Source organism: Saccharibacillus brassicae, assembly GCF_006542275.1.
In the GTDB taxonomy this organism is placed as follows: Bacteria; Bacillota; Bacilli; order Paenibacillales; family Paenibacillaceae; genus Saccharibacillus; species Saccharibacillus brassicae.
In genome coordinates this window covers 3891706-3909593 of the sequence record NZ_CP041217.1, presented here as the reverse complement: position 1 = coordinate 3909593, position 17888 = coordinate 3891706, and the positions used below count along the sequence as shown (strand labels likewise).

Sequence of the window (17888 nt, the reverse complement as noted above, 5' to 3'; positions counted from 1 at the left end):
GCCGCCAAAAAAATTCCGCCTCCGGTGAGAGGAGTTCGGGAGAAGCGGAGTCTTATCGGTATATCGATCAAAAAAAGGAGGTGCGGATATGGAAGTGCCGGACGACCGGACGCTGGTCGGCGAAGTGCTCGCGGGCGACAAACAAGCCTACGCGGGCATCGTCGACCGCTACAAAAACAAACTGTACGGACTTTTTCGCAAAATGGGCCTGCCGGAAGCGGACGCCCAGGATCTGACGCAGGAAACGCTGTTCAAAGCGTACCGCAAACTGGCTTCGCACCGGCCGGAACAAAGTTTCTCCGGCTGGCTGCACGCGATCGCGCTCAATCTGTACCGCGATCGGGGCCGGCGCAAAGTGCCGGTACCGCAGGCCGAAGCCGATCAGCAGGCCGCGGCGGACAGCGGCACGCCGGAAGGCCAGGCGCTGCGGCGCGAGCTGCGCACCGAACTCGACCGGCTGCTCGATACGCTGCCGGAACATTACCGGCTGGCGATGGTGCTGCGTTACGTCGGCCAGCTCAGCCACGAAGAGATTGCCGACCTGACCGGCATGACGGCTCCGCAGGTCAACAACGCGCTGCACCGGGCGAAGCGGAGTCTGCGCAAAAAAATGGCGTCAAAGGAGGAGAATCCGTATGAATTTTCGGCTGCGTACCGGAGCGGGAAAAACCGCTTATAACCCCAAAGACAGGTTCGGGCAAGGCGGGCACGGTGAGCCCGGCCGTGCCGAGCAGAGTCGGGAGAACCGCGGACCCGGCGGCGCACCGCCGCATACGCCCAAGCGGCGTACCGAGACGGCGGAAGACGCCCGCTGGACCGAGCGTTTGTCCGAAGAGACGCTGCCGGAAGATTTTACCGACCGGTTCATGGCGGAACTCGGCGGGATCGAGATCGAAGCGCCGGAACCGCCAAGCGTAGATGCGGGCCCGCACAGCGACAAGCGTAGGTCTTCGGCCGCTGCGCCGCGAAGCCGGCGGACGCGGAGCTGGATCGCGGCGGCGCTTGCGATTCTGCTGGTCGGCGGAGCGCTGCTCTATGCGCAGCCGACGATCGCGGACCGGGTCCGCTCGTTGTTCGCCACGGACCTGCTGCTGGCTCCCGACCAGGGCATGAAAGCCGTCCGGGCAGCGGGGAAAGTGCTGGACCCGCAGATCCGGGTCGAAGATCAGGGCTTCACGATCGCCGTCAACGAGCTGATCGCCGATGCCAACCGGATCGTCGTCGGACTCACGATTACCGACAAGAACGGCGATCCGTTCAACGGCGCCGTCCACCCCCGGTTCCGGATTACGGACGGCAATTACGCGGAGATCGCCACGTGGAGCGGCGAGATCATCGAAGGCAGCACCAGCAAATACAATTTGCATTTTACGCGTCCGGTTCTGACCGACAAGATGCAGATCGAAGCCGAGATCGACCAACTGGAAAAATGGGTCGATTACAAGCCCAAGCGGCAAGCTTCCGGCAACTGGAATTTTTCGATCGACGTCGATTTGAGCGACGCGACCGCCCATACGATCCAGACCCCGCTTCCCGAAAGCTATACGACGCCTCAGGGCGTAGTCATTCAGATGCGCGGAGCGACGCGTACGCCGAGCGGAGGCTCGCTGGAATACGAAACGTCGCTGAACGCCAAGGCCGCCGCCAAAGCGGCCGGCGGTACCGCCGCGTATCACAAGCTCGACTACCATCTGGAAGACGAGAACGGCGATATGATTCAGGGCAGCGATACCAAAGACGAGCCGGACAAACCGTTCGACCTCGACCGCTGGACCCTTCATGCCCGCTGGTTCCAGGTGCTGGACAATCTCGACTACGACCGGCAAAAGATCAAATTCGTTCTGGACAGCTACGTCATTCGGGAAAAATCCGACGCTGCGGTCACTTTCGATCCGTCCGCCCTCTCTCCCGAACAGCCGGCCAAGTTCGAAGATTCGGGCGACAAGCTTGTGTTGACGGGAGCGCGAATCATGCGCAATCCGACTCTGCCCATCGCGCACAAAAAAGAAGTGAAGCCTTCGGAAATGGCTTTGGTGATCGGGGTAACCGGCACGTCCAACAACTTCTTCGGCCTGAACGATTGGGTCGCGGAAGACGAGACCGGCAAACGTTACGAAGCGAAGTATTCCGGCGCTCTTGGCATCGGCAAAGACCAACCGCTCGACGGGGAATTCGTCGTAAGCGGCTTGGCCGAAGCGCCCCGCGCCTTGACACTCCGGCGCGTGATGGTCAACCATACGTACCGGGACGCGGATTGGTCGTTCGTGCTTCCGCAGACGGGCGTACCGGCGGTATCTTCGCAATAAGCGATGATTCGGCCCCATACCCAAAAGATGCGATACGGCTCGGCGCCGTATCGCATCTTTGCGTTGAATCCGCTTGTTCCCGTGCCTTTGCATAGCCTGTCCGTTTATTCGTCCGCTTCCAGCTCTTTCCGGCGCGTCTCCTGGATCTCTACGTAATCCTGCATCGCGCGCAGGCCGTCGACCGGGATAAACCAACCCTGCTCGCCTTCGTTGAAGCGCGCGCCGTACAGTCCCGACCGGCCGATCTCTTCCAGCCAGCTGATCATGGCGTCCACCTTCATCTTGGCGATCAGCACGTTGCCGCCCGGCGTGACCAGATTGTTGTTGCGGCCGAATACCTGCGCGTGCATCGGATCGGTAAACAAAAACGCCCAGCCGTGCCCGTCCATATTGCCGAAAAAAGGCTCCGGCTGCTGCGGATCGTCGCTCGGCTTCATCAGGATCAGCCAGCTGTCCAGCTTGAACGCTTCCGTCCAGATCAGCGTCTGCCCTTCCGCGAACTGCATCTCTCTCGCCTGTTCCACCGTTACGTCAAAATGCGCGGCCAGATCGGCGGCTTCGCGCACCTGCTGCTGTCGTTGTTGGTCCTGCTCTTCTGTCATGTTCATTCGCTCCTCTCGGTTGTCGCCCGGCACTTCGTTCCTGTTCGGGGGTGCCTGGCCTCGGGTATATCCAACGCTCTTGTTTATTGTACCCAATCGGACGAGGATTGCGAAGGTTGTTTCCGACAGAACGGCTTTGAATCTTGCGCCCACCTGCGTCTCGTCGGGCATGCGTACTGTGAACGTTCGCAAAGGTCCAAAGTTTGAGCTTTATGAAAAAGAGTCTTCTTCGCCTCGTTGTAGGGCGTTTTTTTGGAAACAAAATCGAACGGTTGTCCCCGTGCAAGAATGATAGAAGGCACAAGCGGATAATCCTTTCGCCGGCTCCGCTTTTTCCGTTGGACCAAAGCGGGTTCGATCAAAAAAATATAACTGGTTTTTTTTGCTATAGACTACTGGTTTTTTCTTATACTTTTCGCTTTCCTTCTATATAGAACATTACGATAGAACATTACGTACCGTCCAGACACCGAGCCAAAAATCGTCCCTGCTGCGCGCGGCTTCGCAAGACAAGTTTGCATCCGGGGCTCTTTTTGGGTAACAATACGTAGTAAGTGCTTGAAGCAAGGGGATGTTCCCGCGAGCTTTGGCCTAACCGGCTGCGCCTGATATTCGGGCGGCAGCCGCCGGCCTTGTAACTTTTGATACGCTTAGGCGTATAACCATTTGGAGGTGTTTGACTGAATGAACAAGATGAAAGCTTTATCGAGCCTGGCCCTGACCCTGATGCTTACGGGCGTTCTGGCCGCGTGCGGCGACAACGAAGCGAATTCGCCGGCACCGGCTTCGCAATCGGACGAGACGACGCTGCCTGCGGAAGAGACCAAGACCAAAGAAGACAACTCGAACCATCCGACGAACGAGACGGATATCGACCTTGAGGAAGACGCTCCGGCCGCAGGCACGACGGACAGCGGCGACACGCCGGAGAGCAAAGACTCCCAGGCGCTGCCGGACGCCAAAGATTCGAGCATCACGATCGATCAGGGCGCGACGACGCACGAAGACAAGACGCCGACTCCGGTGCCTAGCGACGACGAGAAAGACAGCCCTGCAGCCGACAAGTCGACCGACGGAGCGGCTGCGACGCCGTCCACGGACACCAAGACCCAACCTGCCGATTCGGCCGCGGCCGCTCAGAGCGCGCAGGGCGAATACGTGGGTCTGGCCGACGGACACACAGCCGAGATCGAAGTGAACGGCGAAGCGGTAGCCTACCAGCTGTCCGACGAAGCCCAGGCGCAGATCGGCAAGATTCCGGCGGATGCCAAAGTCACGTTCACGTATACGGAGAAAGCGTTTGACGCCGATACGAAAGTGCTGACGATTACCGACATCCAAGCGGCCCAGTAACGAACGCCAAGCCTTCCCTCCCGTTTCGGCGGGGCAGGGAGGCTTTTTTCACGTTTTCGAGATGAGAGATTTTGCCAAAAGGAGATGCAGCTATGTATCGGATCGTCATGATCAGACACGGACAAAGCGAATGGAACCAAAAGAATCTGTTTACCGGCTGGACGGACGTCGACCTGACGGAGCAGGGCATCGAAGAAGCCAAAGACGCGGGACGCATCCTGCGCGAATCGGAGTATACGTTCGACGCCGCTTTCGCTTCGGTGCTTCAGCGCTCGATCAAGACGCTGCATTACGCGCTGGACGAACTGGGCCTGCTGTGGATTCCGGAAGAAAAATCGTGGAAGCTGAACGAGCGCCATTACGGCGCGCTGCAGGGACTCAGCAAGCCGGAGACGACCGAGAAATACGGCGAAGAGCAGGTCCATCTGTGGCGGCGCAGCCTGTCGGTCCGCCCGCCGATGCTCGAACCGGGCGACAACCGGCTTCCCGAACAGGATATCCGCTACGCGGCGATCGATCCGAAGGCGCTGCCGGCCGGCGAAAGTCTGCAGGATACGGTCGACCGGGTCGGCGAATATTGGGACGAGCGCATCGTCCCGCTGATCCGGCAAAAAGAACGCATTCTGATCGCCGCCCACGGCAATACGATCCGGGCGCTGATCAAGTTCATGGAAGACCTCGAAGAGCACGAACTGCTCGATCTCAACATTCCGACCGGCGTGCCGCTCGTCTACGAGCTCGACGACGACGTGAAGCCGATCCGCCGTTTCTATCTCGGCCATCCCGACCACGTCGAGAAGAAAAAGCGCCAGGCGGCCGATCCGAACCACGACCCGGATTGAGCCTGCTTGAGGGCAGAGACGAACGCCGAACCGATCCCGTCCGATCCAGAGCGACAGACCGAACCTATACAGACCCAACCTATACCTATACAGACCCAACCTATCCGATTCCGAAAGGGGAATTCCCATATGACCCATCCCGCCAAGTTCCGTATCCGGCCCGCCGAGCCGGGCGACGCGGAAGCCGTCTCGCGGCTGATGTACGAAGCGATCGGCGATATCGCGCATACGATCTCGGGCACGACCGACCTGCCGTCGACGCTTGAGACGCTGTCGGAGCTGTTCCGGCTGCCGGACTGCCGGCTGAGCTTCGGGCACACGCTCGTCGGCGAAGACGAACGCGGCCGCATTGCCGGCTTCGCGCTGAGCTATCCCGGCGCCGAGGCGGAGGCGCTGGACGCGCCGCTGCTGCGGCGCCTGCAGGAGCAAAGCCTGCCGGTGGACGGGCTTCTGCCGGAAGCCCGTCCGGGCGAATACTACCTGGATTCGCTGGCGGTGGACGGGGCCTACCGCGGGTCCGGCCTCGGGACCGCGCTGATCGAAGCGTTCGAGCGCCGGGCGGCCGGGCTGGGCGAGCGGCAGGCGATGCTGCTCGTCGAGCGCGCGAACGTCAAAGCCCGCGCGCTCTATGAGCGCCTGGGCTACCGCGAAGACGGCTCCGTCGAACTGAGCGGGCATGCTTACGACCGGATGATCAAGCCGGTCGGGGCGGGGTCCTGAGCCGCGTCAAGCCGGACGCGAGCGCAGCTTCACGCACAGGAAGCGCCGACTTCATTTTTGCGTCATTCGCACGTTTCGCGCCTGGTTCGCCGGGTTCGTGCGTTCCGGCCCGAACGTCCGCTTCGGCAGGCGTTCGGGCTGTTCGGCGCGCGAATGCGGCTATCCCCATTATCCCCGCCGTCCACAGCCTGCGCGGTTCGGATATCCCCGGTATCCACAGTGTCCACAGCCGTCGAAACGATTCTTCCGGCTGCGTCTTCTACATCCTTTTCCCGCACATCTAACTTTTTTTCACTTGTGCATTTTAATTTCTTTTGCACTTTTTTGCACTTCTTCGCTTCTTTTAATTCGGTGCTCTACCCGCTTTCCGCACCGCTGCGCCATTGTCCAAAAACTGCTTCTGCTTTTGCGTTCGTCAATCCCCGTATGTGGAGCGCCGTGCCGGAAAACCGCCCTTTTCCCTTCGATTGCTCGCTTTTTCGCGTCCGCAGTCAATTTTGACCGTTTTATTTTATAGAATTTCTGCTTTGACAAACCCCATATCTGGTTATAAAATGAGTAACACTGACCCGGATAAAACTAGATATAGATTTAAACGGGCAATCAAGGAGCGTGAAGGCACATGGTGATCGCTTACGATTCCAAGACTGGAAACGTGCGGAGATTTATTGATAAATTGGAACTTCCTTCGGTTCAGATCGACGAGACGATGAAGCTTGACGAGCCTTTCATTCTCGTTACCTATACGACGGGCTTCGGTCAGGTACCGGACAAAGTCAACCTTTTCCTGCAGCGCAACGGACAGCAGCTGCGCGGCGTATCGGCCAGCGGCAACCGCAACTGGGGACAATGTTTCGCCAAAAGCGCGGATACCATTTCCCAGACCTACGGCGTGCCCGTCCTGTGCAAGTTCGAATTGTCCGGCACGAAAAAAGACATTTTACATTTCAAAGAGGAGTTGAACAGCCTTGCGGCATATTGAACTGAACAACCAACTGATGCTGAGAAACGCCGACGGATTTTTCCGCTTGGAGAAAGATAAAGAAGCGGTTGCCGCATTCATGGAGGAAGTCGCTCAGCGGAGCCTGACTTTCCCGGATTTCGGTTCCCAGGTCGATCACATGATCGAACACGACTACTACGAGAACGTGTACGAAAACTACACCCGTGAGGAAGTCGTGTCGGTGTTCGAGACGTCGCATAACGTTCCGTTCGAGTTCGCTTCGTATATGGCCGCTTCCAAGTTCTACACGGACTACGCAATGAGAAGCAACGACAAATCGACCTACCTCGAGACGTACGCCGACCGCGCCGCGATCGTGGCCCTGCACCTCGGTGCCGGCCATGTCGAGAACGCCAAGTCGCTCGTGACGGCCATCATGGAACAGCGCGTACAGCCGGCGACCCCGACGTTCCTCAACGCGGGCAAAAGCCGCCGCGGCGAACTGGTCTCCTGCTTCCTGCTCGAGATGGACGACGCGCTCAACTCGATCAACTACGTGCTCTCGACGTGCATGCAGCTGTCGAAGATCGGCGGCGGCGTAGCCGTCAACCTGTCGAAGCTGCGCGGACGCGGCGAGCCGATCAAAGGCGTCGAAGGCGCCGCCAAAGGCGTTATGCCGGTTCTGAAGCTGATGGAAGACGCGTTCTCCTACGCCGACCAAATGGGCCAGCGCAAAGGCTCCGGCGCCGCGTACTACAACATTTTCGGCTGGGACGTGCTTGAATTCCTGGACAGCAAAAAAATTAACGCCGACGAGAAATCGCGCCTCAAGACGCTGTCGATCGGCCTGATCATCCCGAACCGCTTCTACAAGCTCGCGGAAGACAATCAGCCGCTCGTCGTGTTCGGTCCTTACTCCGTCTACAAAGAGTACGGCAAACATCTGGACGACCTCGATATCGACGAGATGTACGACGAACTGCTCGCGAACGACAACGTCAAGAAAAAGACGATTATGAGCGCCCGCGACATGCTCGTGAAGATCGCCATGATCCAGCTGGAATCCGGCTACCCTTATATCATGAACAAGAGCAACGCCAACAAGAACCACGCGCTCAAAGATCTGGGCATGGTCAAAATGTCCAATCTGTGCACGGAAATCTACCAGCTGCAGGAGACGTCGACGATCGGCGATTACGGCCAGGCGAACGATATCCGCCGCGACATCAGCTGCAACCTGGCTTCCCTGAACATCGCGAACGTGATGGGCCTCGGCAAAATCCGCGAGTCGGTGCACGAAGCGATGATCGGTCTTACCGCCGTCAGCGACATGACCGACGTGCAGAACGCTCCGGGCGTAGCCAAAGCGAACCGCGAGATGCACTCCGTCGGCCTCGGCGCGATGAACCTGCACGGCTATCTCGCCAAGAACAAAATCGCGTACGAAAGCGACGAAGCGATCGATTTTGCGCGTACGTTCTTCATGATGATGAACTACTACTCGATCGAGAAAAGTATGGAAATCGCCCGCGACCGCGGCGAAACGTTCGCAGGCTTCGAAAAATCCGAATACGCAAAAGGTACATACTTCGACAAGTACGTACAGACCGACTACAGCCCGCGTACCGACCGGATCAAAACGCTGTTCGGCGACATGCACATCCCGACGACGGCGGATTGGACCCATCTGCGCACGCTGGTTCAAGCCAACGGCCTGTACCATGCTTACCGTCTGGCGATCGCGCCGACGCAAAGTATTTCGTACATCCAGAACTCGACGTCGAGCGTCATGCCGATCGTCGACGCGATCGAGACGCGCACGTATGCCAACTCGACGACGTATTTCCCGATGCCTTACCTGGCGCAGGAAAACTTCTTCTACTACAAGTCCGCTTACCAGATGAACCAGTTCAAGGTCATCGACCTAATCTCCGAGATCCAGGAGCATATCGATCAGGGTATCTCGGCTATCCTGCACGTCAACAGCAACGTGACGACGCGCGACCTGGCCCGTTATTACCTGTATGCGGCGCGCAAAGGACTCAAAGCTCTGTATTACACGCGTACCAACCACCTCAGCGTAGAAGAATGTATCAGCTGCGCGATCTAAGCTCTCTGAGCCGCACTTTGGCCCAAGGCCATAGAGTAACGGATACGTTTTTTGAAAAAAAGTTCGAACGATAATGGGACACGGCGGGGCGCCTTCTCCACGATCCGGAATTCCGGTCTTGAGCAAAACGCCCCGCTTTACTTTTGCTTCGTTTGCGACGATAATAAGAATTCTGTGCAGCCTGCCCGGATTGCCCGCAATCCGGTTCATCTGCGCGCTGCAATATCCAACATTGCCCACAATTAACTTAATTTATATAACCCACACCGAAAGGGATGACTAGACATGATCAAAGCCGTCAACTGGAACCGTCCCGCAGACGACTTCACCCTGATGTTCTGGAATCAAAATATTATGCAGTTCTGGACCGACGAAGAGATTCCGCTGTCCGACGACAAAATGTCCTGGATCACGCTCAGCGAAGACGAGCAGGAAGCGTACATGCAGGTGCTCGGCGGCCTGACGCTGCTCGATACGGTGCAGGGCGGAGTCGGCATGCCGCAGATCATGGAACACGTCGAAGACCTCCAGCGCAAAGCGGTGCTCGCGTTTATGGGTATGATGGAGCAAATCCACGCCAAATCGTACAGCAGCATCTTCACGACGCTCGCTTCCACCGAAGAGATCGACAAAGTGTTCCGCTGGGTCGAAGAAAATCCGCTGCTTCAGACAAAAGCGGAAATCATCTCCAAGTATTATCAGAACATCCAGACGCCAAAAGAACTGTATCTGGCGATGGGCGCTTCGGTCATGCTGGAGAGCTACTTGTTCTACAGCGGCTTCTTCTACCCGCTCTACCTCGCCGGACAAGGCAAAATGACGAGCAGCGGCGAGATCATCGACCTCATCCTGCGCGACGAGAGCATTCACGGCCTGTACGTCGGCGTGCTGGCCCAGGAAGTGCTGCGCGAACTGCCGGCATCGGAAGCCGAAGCCGCGACGAAAGAGCTGTACGAGCTGCTGCACACGCTGCAGGCGAACGAAGAACAGTACACGGAGCAGCTGTACACGAAGATCGGACTGAAAGACGAAGTCGACAAGTTCGTGCGCTACAACGCCAACAAAGCGATGATGAACCTCGGTCTGGAGCCGCAGTTCGAAGAAGACGAAGAAAGCATCAACCCGATCGTCATGAACGGACTGAAGACGCAGACCAAGCAGCACGATTTCTTTTCCAAAAAAGGCAACGGCTACGTACGCACGGTTCACGTGGAACCGCTGCGCGACGAGGATTTCCTGTTCGATACGGTCGAAACGCCGGAACCGAGCGTCCTCTAAGTCTTCCGTCCACCCAGCGAATACTTCGCAATATTCCGGGGCTTCGGCCGCGAGAGAACGGCCGAAGCCCGGTCTCTTTCGCGGACGAAGCTTCTTTGTCGTGCTCGTTGGGGTAATAGAACGGGTGAGCAAAGCGAAAAGAGAGCAGGCGATTGAACATGAGAGCGGCAGTAATACGCAAATACGGAGGACCGGACGTGTTCCGGATCGAAGAGATCCGCGAACCGAGTCCGCGTGCCGGAGAACTCAAGATCCGCATGCAGGCGACGTCCATCAATCCGATCGACTACAAAGTACGCAAAGGCTATCTGATCTTCCTGTCGGGACTGCGCTTCCCCAAAGTGCTCAGCTCCGACTTCGCGGGCATCGTCGAGCAGTGCGGAGAAGGCGTCGAAGGGTTCGCGCCCGGCGACGAAGTGTACGGCTTCACCAACGGCGCTTCGCAGGGCGGCGCGCTGGCGGAGACGCTCTGCTGCAAAGCTTCGGTCGCTTCGAAGAAACCTTCTTCGCTGCATTTCGAAGAAGCCGCCGCCGTTCCGCTGGCCGCTTCTACCGCCTACCAGGCGCTGACCCGGATAGCCGGTCTGCAGCCCGGCATGCGGGTGCTCGTGACCGGCGCGACCGGAGGGGTCGGCCACTACGGCGTGCAGCTGGCCGCGATCCTCGGCGCCCACGTGACGGGAGTCTGCCGCTCCTCCGGCGAAGCGACCGCCAAAGCGCTCGGCTGCGACGAAGTGATCGCCTACGACCGCGAAGATTTCCGCAAAAGCGGGCAGACGTTCGACGTCATCTTCGACGCCGCCGGCAAATACGGCTTCAAAGACTGCCGCGCCCTGCTGACGGAACAAGGTACGTACGTCACGACCGTTCCCGGCCCTTCCGCTATGCTGGGACGCGTGCTCTCCGGCTCCAAAGGCCGCAAAGCCCGCTTCATCCTCGCCAATTCCAACGATACCGATCTTGGCCTGATGCGCCAATGGTGCGACGAAGGCCAGCTCAAGCCGCTGATCGAAGCCGTGTTCCCTTTGAGTGAGACGCGCCAGGCTTACGAACTGGCCGAGTCCGGCCGGATTCGCGGCAAAGTGGTCATTCAGACGCGGATTTGAGCGGGTTGGCGGACGGGATTGAGGGATTGGATTGAAAGACTGGAGTGAAAGACTGGATTGAAGGGCTGGAGTGAGAGATTCGGTTGAAGGATCTGAGTCGGGCAAAACGAGTCGGGGGGGAAATTGCCGCGGCGCGGTGTCCTGCCCGAAATTAGCGGCTGCGGAGTCGAATCCAAGAAAAAGCTGACCTGAGGTCAGCTTTTTTGTTTGGATGCGGCTTTTTTTGGCACAATGCTGACTTCCGGTCAGCAATTTAGGCCAAAACGGCTATGGGACGGCCGAAATGCGGCAGATTGCTGACTTTTGGTCAGCTTTTCGCTCTCTGGGCACTTTTTACGGACGAAATGCTGACTTTTGGTCCACATTTAGCGATGCCGGCAAGCTTCGCACCAGGTAAGACTACGGGCGAAGTCAAAAGCAGAGCCAACGGCAGGTAAAGACTGCTGCCGAGAATAGCGGTTCGCCGGCAAACCGAGCCAATTCCTACTCCCCTGGCTCGGCTCGGCTCGGCTCGGCTCGGCTCGGCTCGGCTCGGCTCGGCTCGGCTCGGCTCGGCTCGGCTCGGCTCGGCTCGGCTCGGCTCGGCTCGGCTCGGCTCGGCTCGGCTCGGCTCGGCTCGGCTCGGCTCGGCTCGGCTCGGCTCGGCTAACGGATTGTATGTCCTTTAGAACGCTCAATCAAGCCTTTCCAAGCTTTTAACGGATTGTAGTTCCGTTAGCCGCTTTTTTGCCCTCTTTTTCCGCCAAAAACAAGCCGTGTTCCCTTCTAAGCGTCACCTGAATCCGTTAGAATGCTCAAACGTTCCGAATCGGCAGCTAAGCGTCGCCCGGGTCCGTTAGCGTTCCCTGGCGGCCTCGTTCACTCCCGTTTTTTCCGTTTCGTTTCCTCTCCCTCTCCTCGAACGGTAACCGTAACGCCTCCTCCTCTCGCCTTTTTCTGCTTACCCACCTGCCCTTCCCTATCCCCATCCCGCCCCCTACTGGTCCCTCTCTATGGGTAAGGGCTGCCGCCGCTTACCGCCCCGCCCACTCCGCCTCCGCCACGCGCGCCATACCCACCGTTTCCCTAGCCCGCCGCCCCGCGCTCTGTCCATCCGCGAGACGACAAAAAACCGCCCTCCCGGCCCGAAGGGCGGAAAGGCGGCGATTCAACGATGGGAAGCTGCCGAACTTACTTTTTCGGAAGCAGCGTGACCGGTACGATAAAGGTCTCGTTGATCTTGGAGTTCTTCTTGTAGGAAGCGGTAACTTCCAAATTGACGACCGTCGGTTGCTGCGGCAGGGCGCGCAGGGCGCCTTTGCTGTTGATCAGGTTCGGGTGATCGCTGCCCGTGACCTGGAATTTGACTTCGCTCGTCGATTTCAGTTCGAGCACGTTCGGGCCGATGCGGGTCGTGTTAACGATCGCGGCTTGTTTGTCGAAAGCCGCAATCGCTTCGTCGACCAGCAGCGCTCTGCGTTCCGCGATGCGGTAGCTGGAGTAGGCCGTGTACTGAATCGGTTGGCCGGCCGGGTCTTTCACGACCGTGCCGGACGGAGACAGCTGGGCGGCCAGCAGTTCGAGCTGGTACGTGCCCGGCTCAAGCTTGCCGACTTTGCCGGTGTTCTCGTCCAGATACCGGTCGTCCAGTCCGTCGAACGTATACCGGCCCGGTTCGAGCATTCTCAGATTGCCCTGCGCGTCTTCGTCCACGATTTGGGCGAGCAGGCCGATGTATTCGTCATCGATGCCGTATGCCGCAACCTGGACATAGTTCACGTTATCGGCCGACAGCGTGAACGATACGTCGGTCGTATCGCGATTGCCGTCGCCGTCAGGCGTAATGATGCGGTTCGATAATTCGATGTCCTGAATGCCGAAGCCGGTTGCCGGCTGTTCGTCGCCGATATGCACGGCGAACGGCAGATGCAGGTCGGGGCCGGCTGCGGATTGCAGCAGCACTTCGCCTTCGTATACGCCTTGAGCGGCATCGGATGCCGGATCGACGGCCAGCTGGAAGGCTGCCGGCGTTCCGGCCGAAGCGCTAACCGTGCTGCCGGCGCCGAGGCCTGTCAGCTCGGCCGAGATTTTGCTCGTGTCCGGCGTCGCGATCGGTCCGTTCGGATCGGACGTCACGTTTTTGTGCCACACGACGCTTGCCGTGTACGAGACCGGAGCTCCCGATACGCTTTTGAGCTGCAGTTCCTGGCTGACCGCGTCGCTGTCCGCGCCGATCACGCCGAACGAAGTGGACGACGCGTAGTTCGTCACCGGCACTTCGACCAGGTCGGTATTGAGAATGCGTACTTCTTCGACAGCCTGCAGCAGGGCAGGCGTATCGAGCGCGTCCGCCACGTAAGCGCGGCCGGCGCCCTGCGAATACACGTCGTACGGCGTGCCTTCTTCGTCGGCGATCGTGTCCGCCGTGTTCGCCAGTGCCGCGCGAACGTCGAACGGCGTCCACTGCGGGTATTTCTGCTTCAGCAGTACGGCCAGTCCCGCGATATGCGGAGCCGCCATGCTGGTGCCGCTGGAGCGGGCATACGCTTCGTCGTAGCTGACGCTATCGTCGAAGTTGCCGTATTCCGGATACGTCGACAGCAAGTTGACGCCCGGTGCCACCACGTCCGGCTTGATGCTCAGCTTCTCGTCGCTGTTCGGGCCGCGCGAGCTGAACGAAGCCATTTTGTCGCCTTCGATGACCGTCTTCGGATACTGGTCGCCGAACGAGATTTCGAATTCCGGCGAACCTTGGGCTACCAGTTCTCTCGCCAGTTTGCGGCCTTCTACGCCGCTCATGTCGAAGTACGGCACGTAGTCGAAGCTGTCGCCGAGGAACGCGACGGAACCGACCGGAGCGTCGCGTCCCGGCAGCGATTCCGACAGGTCCGCCTGATTGGCGTTGCCCGGAACCGTGTTGCCGTTGAAGATGACGATCGCTTTGGCGCCGTGCGCCGCAGCGCCGCGCACTTTGGCGTCGAACGTCAGGTTGCCGCGCGAGACGACGACGACTTTGCCGGTCACGTCGATGCCTTCGGCGGTCAGCGCGTCATAATCCGCGTCGGTGCCGAGGTTGGCGTAGACAGCGTCGTTCGGCTCCGTGCCGAGGATCGCAGCGAAGTTTTCCTGACCTGTTTTCCAGGCCAGAATGTCCGTCTGGTACGGACCGTATTCGCCGTACACGGCTTGCGATACGGTAGGAGCCGCCGCTTCCGCGTTCGCCGGAGCCGGAGCTGCGGCAGGAGCTGCCGCTGCCGGAGCCGGCGCGGCCGCTTCTTCGGATGCGGCTTCGCCCGCAGGCGCCGCCGTTTGTTCCGCCGAAGCCGGAGCTGCCGCTGCCGGCGTCTCTTCTGCTGGCGTCTCTTCCGTCGGCGTCTCTTCGCCGACCGCCGCCGAGAACGTAGCCGCGTAGTGATTGCTTTCGCTTGTCACGGCGCCGACCGAAATAGCCAGCTGCGACGAAGCCGGAGAGCCCATCGAATAGTAGTAAGGGCCTTCGTCCGCGGCGTTGCCGTTCGCGATGACCGCAGTCACGCCTGTGAGCACCGCGTTATTGATCGCGACCGCGTCGGGCGAGTTCGGATCTTTGTTCGAGTCCGAGCCGAGCGACAGGTTGATCACGTCCATGCCGTCTTTGACCGCATGCTCGATGCCGTCGATGACCTGCGCCGAAGATCCCGAAGCGCGTCCGGTCTCCAGATTGCGGCCCAGCACTTTGTACACGTACAGGTCGGCATCGTAGGCGACGCCTTTTTGTACCAGTTCCGACGTCGGGTTCTTGCCCTGGCCGACGATCGTGCCCGATACGTGCGTACCGTGGCTCGTGCCTGCGTAAGTCGTGCCGTCGATCACGATCGGAGGTTCTTCGTACGGATCGTTATCCTGCTCGAACGAGTCGTAGCCGCCTTTGTAGGCGTCTTTGAGATCGGGATGCAGATAATCGACGCCGGTATCGATTACGCCGACTTTGATGCCTTTGCCGGTAAATCCGTCCGCCCAGGCTTGATCGACGCCCATCTGCTTCAGCGGTTGAATCTCGAAGTTGTCGCCTGCCGCCGCGTCTTGTTCGTCGACCGGAATTTCGTAGTAGGTCTGGTTCGCGTCGATGGCGAGGACGTTCGGAATCGACGCGAGCTTCGTCAGGTCCTGAGCCGACACCGTCACTTCGAGGCCGTTCAGCACCGTATTGAATTGATAGTTGACCTGCAGGTCGACGCCGAGCGCGGCGGCCCGGCTAATGAAGTCGGACTGTTCGCTGTCGACCTGCTGCTCCGCCGACGAGGCCGAGAAGCTGCGCAATCCGGCTTCGGCGGACGAAGCTTCGGCTGCGGCTACAGGCTCCTGACTGAGCTGCACGATAGCGCGCACTTTATGTAGAGACCGGGTATCCAGCTTGGGCGAGATGATCGAAGCCGGATCGCGGGTCTGGACGGCAAAAGCGCTCATCCTGCCTTCGGCCGCTCCTCCGTTCAAAGACTTGTTGGACAGGTTGTGCGGGACAAGCTCATTCGGCGACTTTGTCGTCTGTGCGGAGGCTGCGGCCGGAAGCGCCGCTCCCAGGGCCAAGGCCAGGCTCAGTGAAACGCCCGACAATTTACGGAACAGATGCTGCTCTTTCTTCAATGCAACTTCCCCTCTCGTTTTTAAAATATGGATGCCATGGTTCAAGCTGAGGCACACTCCCTGTCAGCTATGTTCACAGGTAAGCGAAGAACGACTCCAAAAACCGGCCTCCCCTCGTACTCTTGTCAAAAAGCTTGCCACCTATGCTAGCATCGGCATAAAGAGTTGACCACCTGTAAATTTTTTCGTTAACGTGATTCAACTTTCTCTTTTAGCGCATTTTGTCGAATTTTAACGCGTTTTGCTTTACGTTTTGCAGGTCTAACTTTACATGAAGCAAACAAAAGTCGCATTCATGTCAGTATGTTGAAAGGTCCGAGGCCGCCGGCTTGCATCTTTTGGTTGCTTCTGCCCGCTTGCTTCTGAGTCTATAGACTTAATGTTTCGACAAACTGCAACTTTTTGAAAAAAAACGCAAAAAGCCCGCCTCCCGGCGAGCTTGAATCCCCTTCATTGAACGAAAGAACTTCTTTTTAATCCGACAAAAAAGACCGTTTAACTGCGTCCGCCCGGAATATACGGCCGAATCCATTCGCCGAACGATTTCGGGCTGCGGGTCTGGATCAGCACGACGCCTTCGCCGCGGAACCGGCAGACGAGACCTTCGCCGCTCGTGAAGCTCGATACCCAGCCTTTGGACGCTTTCTCGATATCGTAGCGCATATAATCCGGCCAGGCCACGAGATGCCCGTTATCGACGACGACTTCCTGCCCCGCTTCGAGGTTGATCGCATGGATGCCGCCGTAGGAAGACAGAAACACCGTGCCGCGCCCGCTGATCTCCACGATGAAGAACCCTTCGCCGGACATCAGCCCGCGGCCCAGATTTTGCATTTTCGTATTGACTTCGATGCCCGACGTGCCGGCCAGAAATCCGTCTTTTTGCACGAGCAGCTTGTACGACCCGTCCAGTTCGACCGCTTCGATCGCGCCCGGGCTGGACGGCGCCAGCGTCGCTTCGCCGTGCCGGCCGACCGACAGCAGCTCCTGGAAGAAGAACGACTCGCCGCTCAGCATCCGTCCGAGGCCGCGCATGAGGCCGCCGTCCGCCGTGCCCTTCAGTTCGATATTCGGCGACATCGACACCATCGCGCCCGATTCGGCTTTGATGCTTTCTCCGCTCTGAAGCTGAACCTGAAGCAGCGGAAAGGCTCCCGGGTACAAAATTTGATAGTCCATTCCTTTTAGCCCCCTCTCTCCTTCATCTTAATGAGATTTTATGCGCGGCGCAATGGAGTTCGTATCCGGCTGTGCTATAATCAGATGCAGCGATACGCAAGGCGGAGCCCGAATGTCCGCCATCATTCCTTCAAGGAGGCATCACCCATGTACAAAATCAATCAAGCGGGGCAGCGCTGGACGCTCGCCGCGCTCCTGTCGCTGATGCTGCTCGTGCTGGCCGCCTGCGGCACCCAAGCGCCCAAGCAGGCCGCGCCGGCCGACAAGCCGGCGGCCGAAGCCGGCACGCAGGCATCCGGCGAAGCGACCCCGAGCAGCGACGGCAACCCGATCGTCACGATCGAAATGGACAACGGAGGCATCGTCAAGCTGGAGCTGTATCCGGACGTCGCGCCGAATACGGTCAACAATTTTATTGCGCTGGTCAAAGCGGGCTTCTATGACGGCCTGACGTTCCACCGCGTCGTGCCGGGCTTCGTCATTCAAGGCGGCGACCCGGACGGCACGGGCGGAGGCGGTCCCGGCTACTCGATCAAGGGCGAGTTCACCTCGAACGGCTTCGACAACACGCTGCTGCATACCGAAGGCGTCCTGTCGATGGCGCGGACGGGCGACCCCGATTCCGCGGGCTCGCAGTTCTTCATCATGCTGGCCGATCAGCCGAGCCTGGACGAGCAGTATGCCGCGTTCGGCAAAGTGATCGAAGGCATGGACGTCGTCAACGCAATCGCCGCGCTGCCGGTCGACGGCAGCGACAAGCCGAGCAGCCCGGAAGGCGCCACGATGAAGACCGTTACGGTCGACACGCTCGGCAAGGAATACGCGGAACCGGAGAAAATCCAGTAAC

Annotated in this window: 13 protein-coding genes; 10 read left to right on the top strand and 3 right to left on the bottom strand. The window is 59.1% G+C overall.

The window, feature by feature from the left end; genetic code table 11:
- The first annotated feature begins 88 nt into the window (after positions 1–88).
- Positions 89–679, top strand: coding sequence for an RNA polymerase sigma factor (locus tag FFV09_RS16145; protein ID WP_141448784.1), 591 nt, complete (start codon positions 89–91; stop codon positions 677–679).
- Positions 636–2306: a DUF4179 domain-containing protein gene (locus tag FFV09_RS16140; protein ID WP_141448783.1), complete on the top strand. Its 1671-nt coding sequence runs from the start codon at positions 636–638 to the stop codon at positions 2304–2306. Before FFV09_RS16145 ends, FFV09_RS16140 begins: the two co-directional genes overlap by 44 nt.
- Positions 2307–2410: 104 nt before the next feature.
- Here FFV09_RS16140 and FFV09_RS16135 read toward each other — a convergent pair whose 3' ends face one another.
- Positions 2411–2908, bottom strand: coding sequence for a hypothetical protein (locus tag FFV09_RS16135; protein WP_141448782.1), 498 nt, complete (start codon positions 2906–2908; stop codon positions 2411–2413).
- Between the two features lie 684 nt (positions 2909–3592).
- Between FFV09_RS16135 and FFV09_RS16130 the strand changes: the two genes are divergently transcribed.
- From FFV09_RS16130 to FFV09_RS16100, 7 genes are all read left to right on the top strand, one after another.
- Complete coding sequence (locus FFV09_RS16130; RefSeq protein WP_141448781.1) at positions 3593–4261, top strand: hypothetical protein; 669 nt, start codon at positions 3593–3595, stop codon at positions 4259–4261.
- 92 nt (positions 4262–4353) lie between these two features.
- Positions 4354–5103 (top strand): 2,3-diphosphoglycerate-dependent phosphoglycerate mutase, encoded by a 750-nt coding sequence (gpmA, locus tag FFV09_RS16125; RefSeq protein WP_141448780.1) that lies wholly within the window; start codon positions 4354–4356, stop codon positions 5101–5103.
- 129 nt (positions 5104–5232) lie between these two features.
- Complete coding sequence (locus FFV09_RS16120; protein ID WP_141448779.1) at positions 5233–5823, top strand: GNAT family N-acetyltransferase; 591 nt, start codon at positions 5233–5235, stop codon at positions 5821–5823.
- A gap of 622 nt (positions 5824–6445) precedes the next feature.
- Entirely contained in the window at positions 6446–6805 is a 360-nt protein-coding gene (gene nrdI, locus FFV09_RS16115; protein WP_141448778.1) for a class Ib ribonucleoside-diphosphate reductase assembly flavoprotein NrdI, read from the top strand.
- Complete coding sequence (nrdE, locus tag FFV09_RS16110; protein WP_141448777.1) at positions 6792–8876, top strand: class 1b ribonucleoside-diphosphate reductase subunit alpha; 2085 nt, start codon at positions 6792–6794, stop codon at positions 8874–8876. Before nrdI ends, nrdE begins: the two co-directional genes overlap by 14 nt.
- A gap of 285 nt (positions 8877–9161) precedes the next feature.
- A complete protein-coding gene (gene nrdF, locus FFV09_RS16105) occupies positions 9162–10154 on the top strand; it encodes a class 1b ribonucleoside-diphosphate reductase subunit beta (protein ID WP_141448776.1) in 993 nt (330 codons plus the stop codon).
- A gap of 158 nt (positions 10155–10312) precedes the next feature.
- Positions 10313–11260 (top strand): NAD(P)-dependent alcohol dehydrogenase, encoded by a 948-nt coding sequence (locus FFV09_RS16100; protein ID WP_141448775.1) that lies wholly within the window; start codon positions 10313–10315, stop codon positions 11258–11260.
- Between the two features lie 1170 nt (positions 11261–12430).
- On the opposite strand, the gene FFV09_RS16095 is transcribed toward FFV09_RS16100, so the two are convergent.
- Together FFV09_RS16095 and FFV09_RS16090 are read right to left on the bottom strand one after the other, a co-directional pair.
- Entirely contained in the window at positions 12431–15862 is a 3432-nt protein-coding gene (locus FFV09_RS16095; RefSeq protein WP_141448774.1) for a S8 family serine peptidase, read from the bottom strand.
- A 495-nt stretch (positions 15863–16357) separates the two neighbouring features.
- Complete coding sequence (locus FFV09_RS16090; protein WP_141448773.1) at positions 16358–17041, bottom strand: TIGR00266 family protein; 684 nt, start codon at positions 17039–17041, stop codon at positions 16358–16360.
- Positions 17042–17188: 147 nt separating this feature from the next.
- Here FFV09_RS16090 and FFV09_RS16085 point away from each other — a divergent pair, with 147 nt between their 5' ends.
- Complete coding sequence (locus FFV09_RS16085; RefSeq protein ID WP_141448772.1) at positions 17189–17887, top strand: peptidylprolyl isomerase; 699 nt, start codon at positions 17189–17191, stop codon at positions 17885–17887.
- The last annotated feature ends 1 nt before the right edge of the window (position 17888 follow it).

Bases quoted from the DNA above. Each gene is read 5' to 3' on its own strand.
- FFV09_RS16140 (WP_141448783.1), top strand. From the start codon at position 636: ATGAATTTTCGGCTGCGTACCGGAGCGGGAAAAACCGCTTATAACCCC.
- FFV09_RS16145 (WP_141448784.1), top strand. From the start codon at position 89: ATGGAAGTGCCGGACGACCGGACGCTGGTCGGCGAAGTGCTCGCGGGC.
- nrdI (WP_141448778.1), top strand. From the start codon at position 6,446: ATGGTGATCGCTTACGATTCCAAGACTGGAAACGTGCGGAGATTTATT.
- FFV09_RS16100 (WP_141448775.1), top strand. From the start codon at position 10,313: ATGAGAGCGGCAGTAATACGCAAATACGGAGGACCGGACGTGTTCCGG.
- FFV09_RS16135 (WP_141448782.1), bottom strand. From the start codon at position 2,908: ATGACAGAAGAGCAGGACCAACAACGACAGCAGCAGGTGCGCGAAGCC.
- nrdF (WP_141448776.1), top strand. From the start codon at position 9,162: ATGATCAAAGCCGTCAACTGGAACCGTCCCGCAGACGACTTCACCCTG.
- FFV09_RS16085 (WP_141448772.1), top strand. From the start codon at position 17,189: ATGTACAAAATCAATCAAGCGGGGCAGCGCTGGACGCTCGCCGCGCTC.
- gpmA (WP_141448780.1), top strand. From the start codon at position 4,354: ATGTATCGGATCGTCATGATCAGACACGGACAAAGCGAATGGAACCAA.
- FFV09_RS16130 (WP_141448781.1), top strand. From the start codon at position 3,593: ATGAACAAGATGAAAGCTTTATCGAGCCTGGCCCTGACCCTGATGCTT.
- FFV09_RS16090 (WP_141448773.1), bottom strand. From the start codon at position 17,041: ATGGACTATCAAATTTTGTACCCGGGAGCCTTTCCGCTGCTTCAGGTT.
- FFV09_RS16120 (WP_141448779.1), top strand. From the start codon at position 5,233: ATGACCCATCCCGCCAAGTTCCGTATCCGGCCCGCCGAGCCGGGCGAC.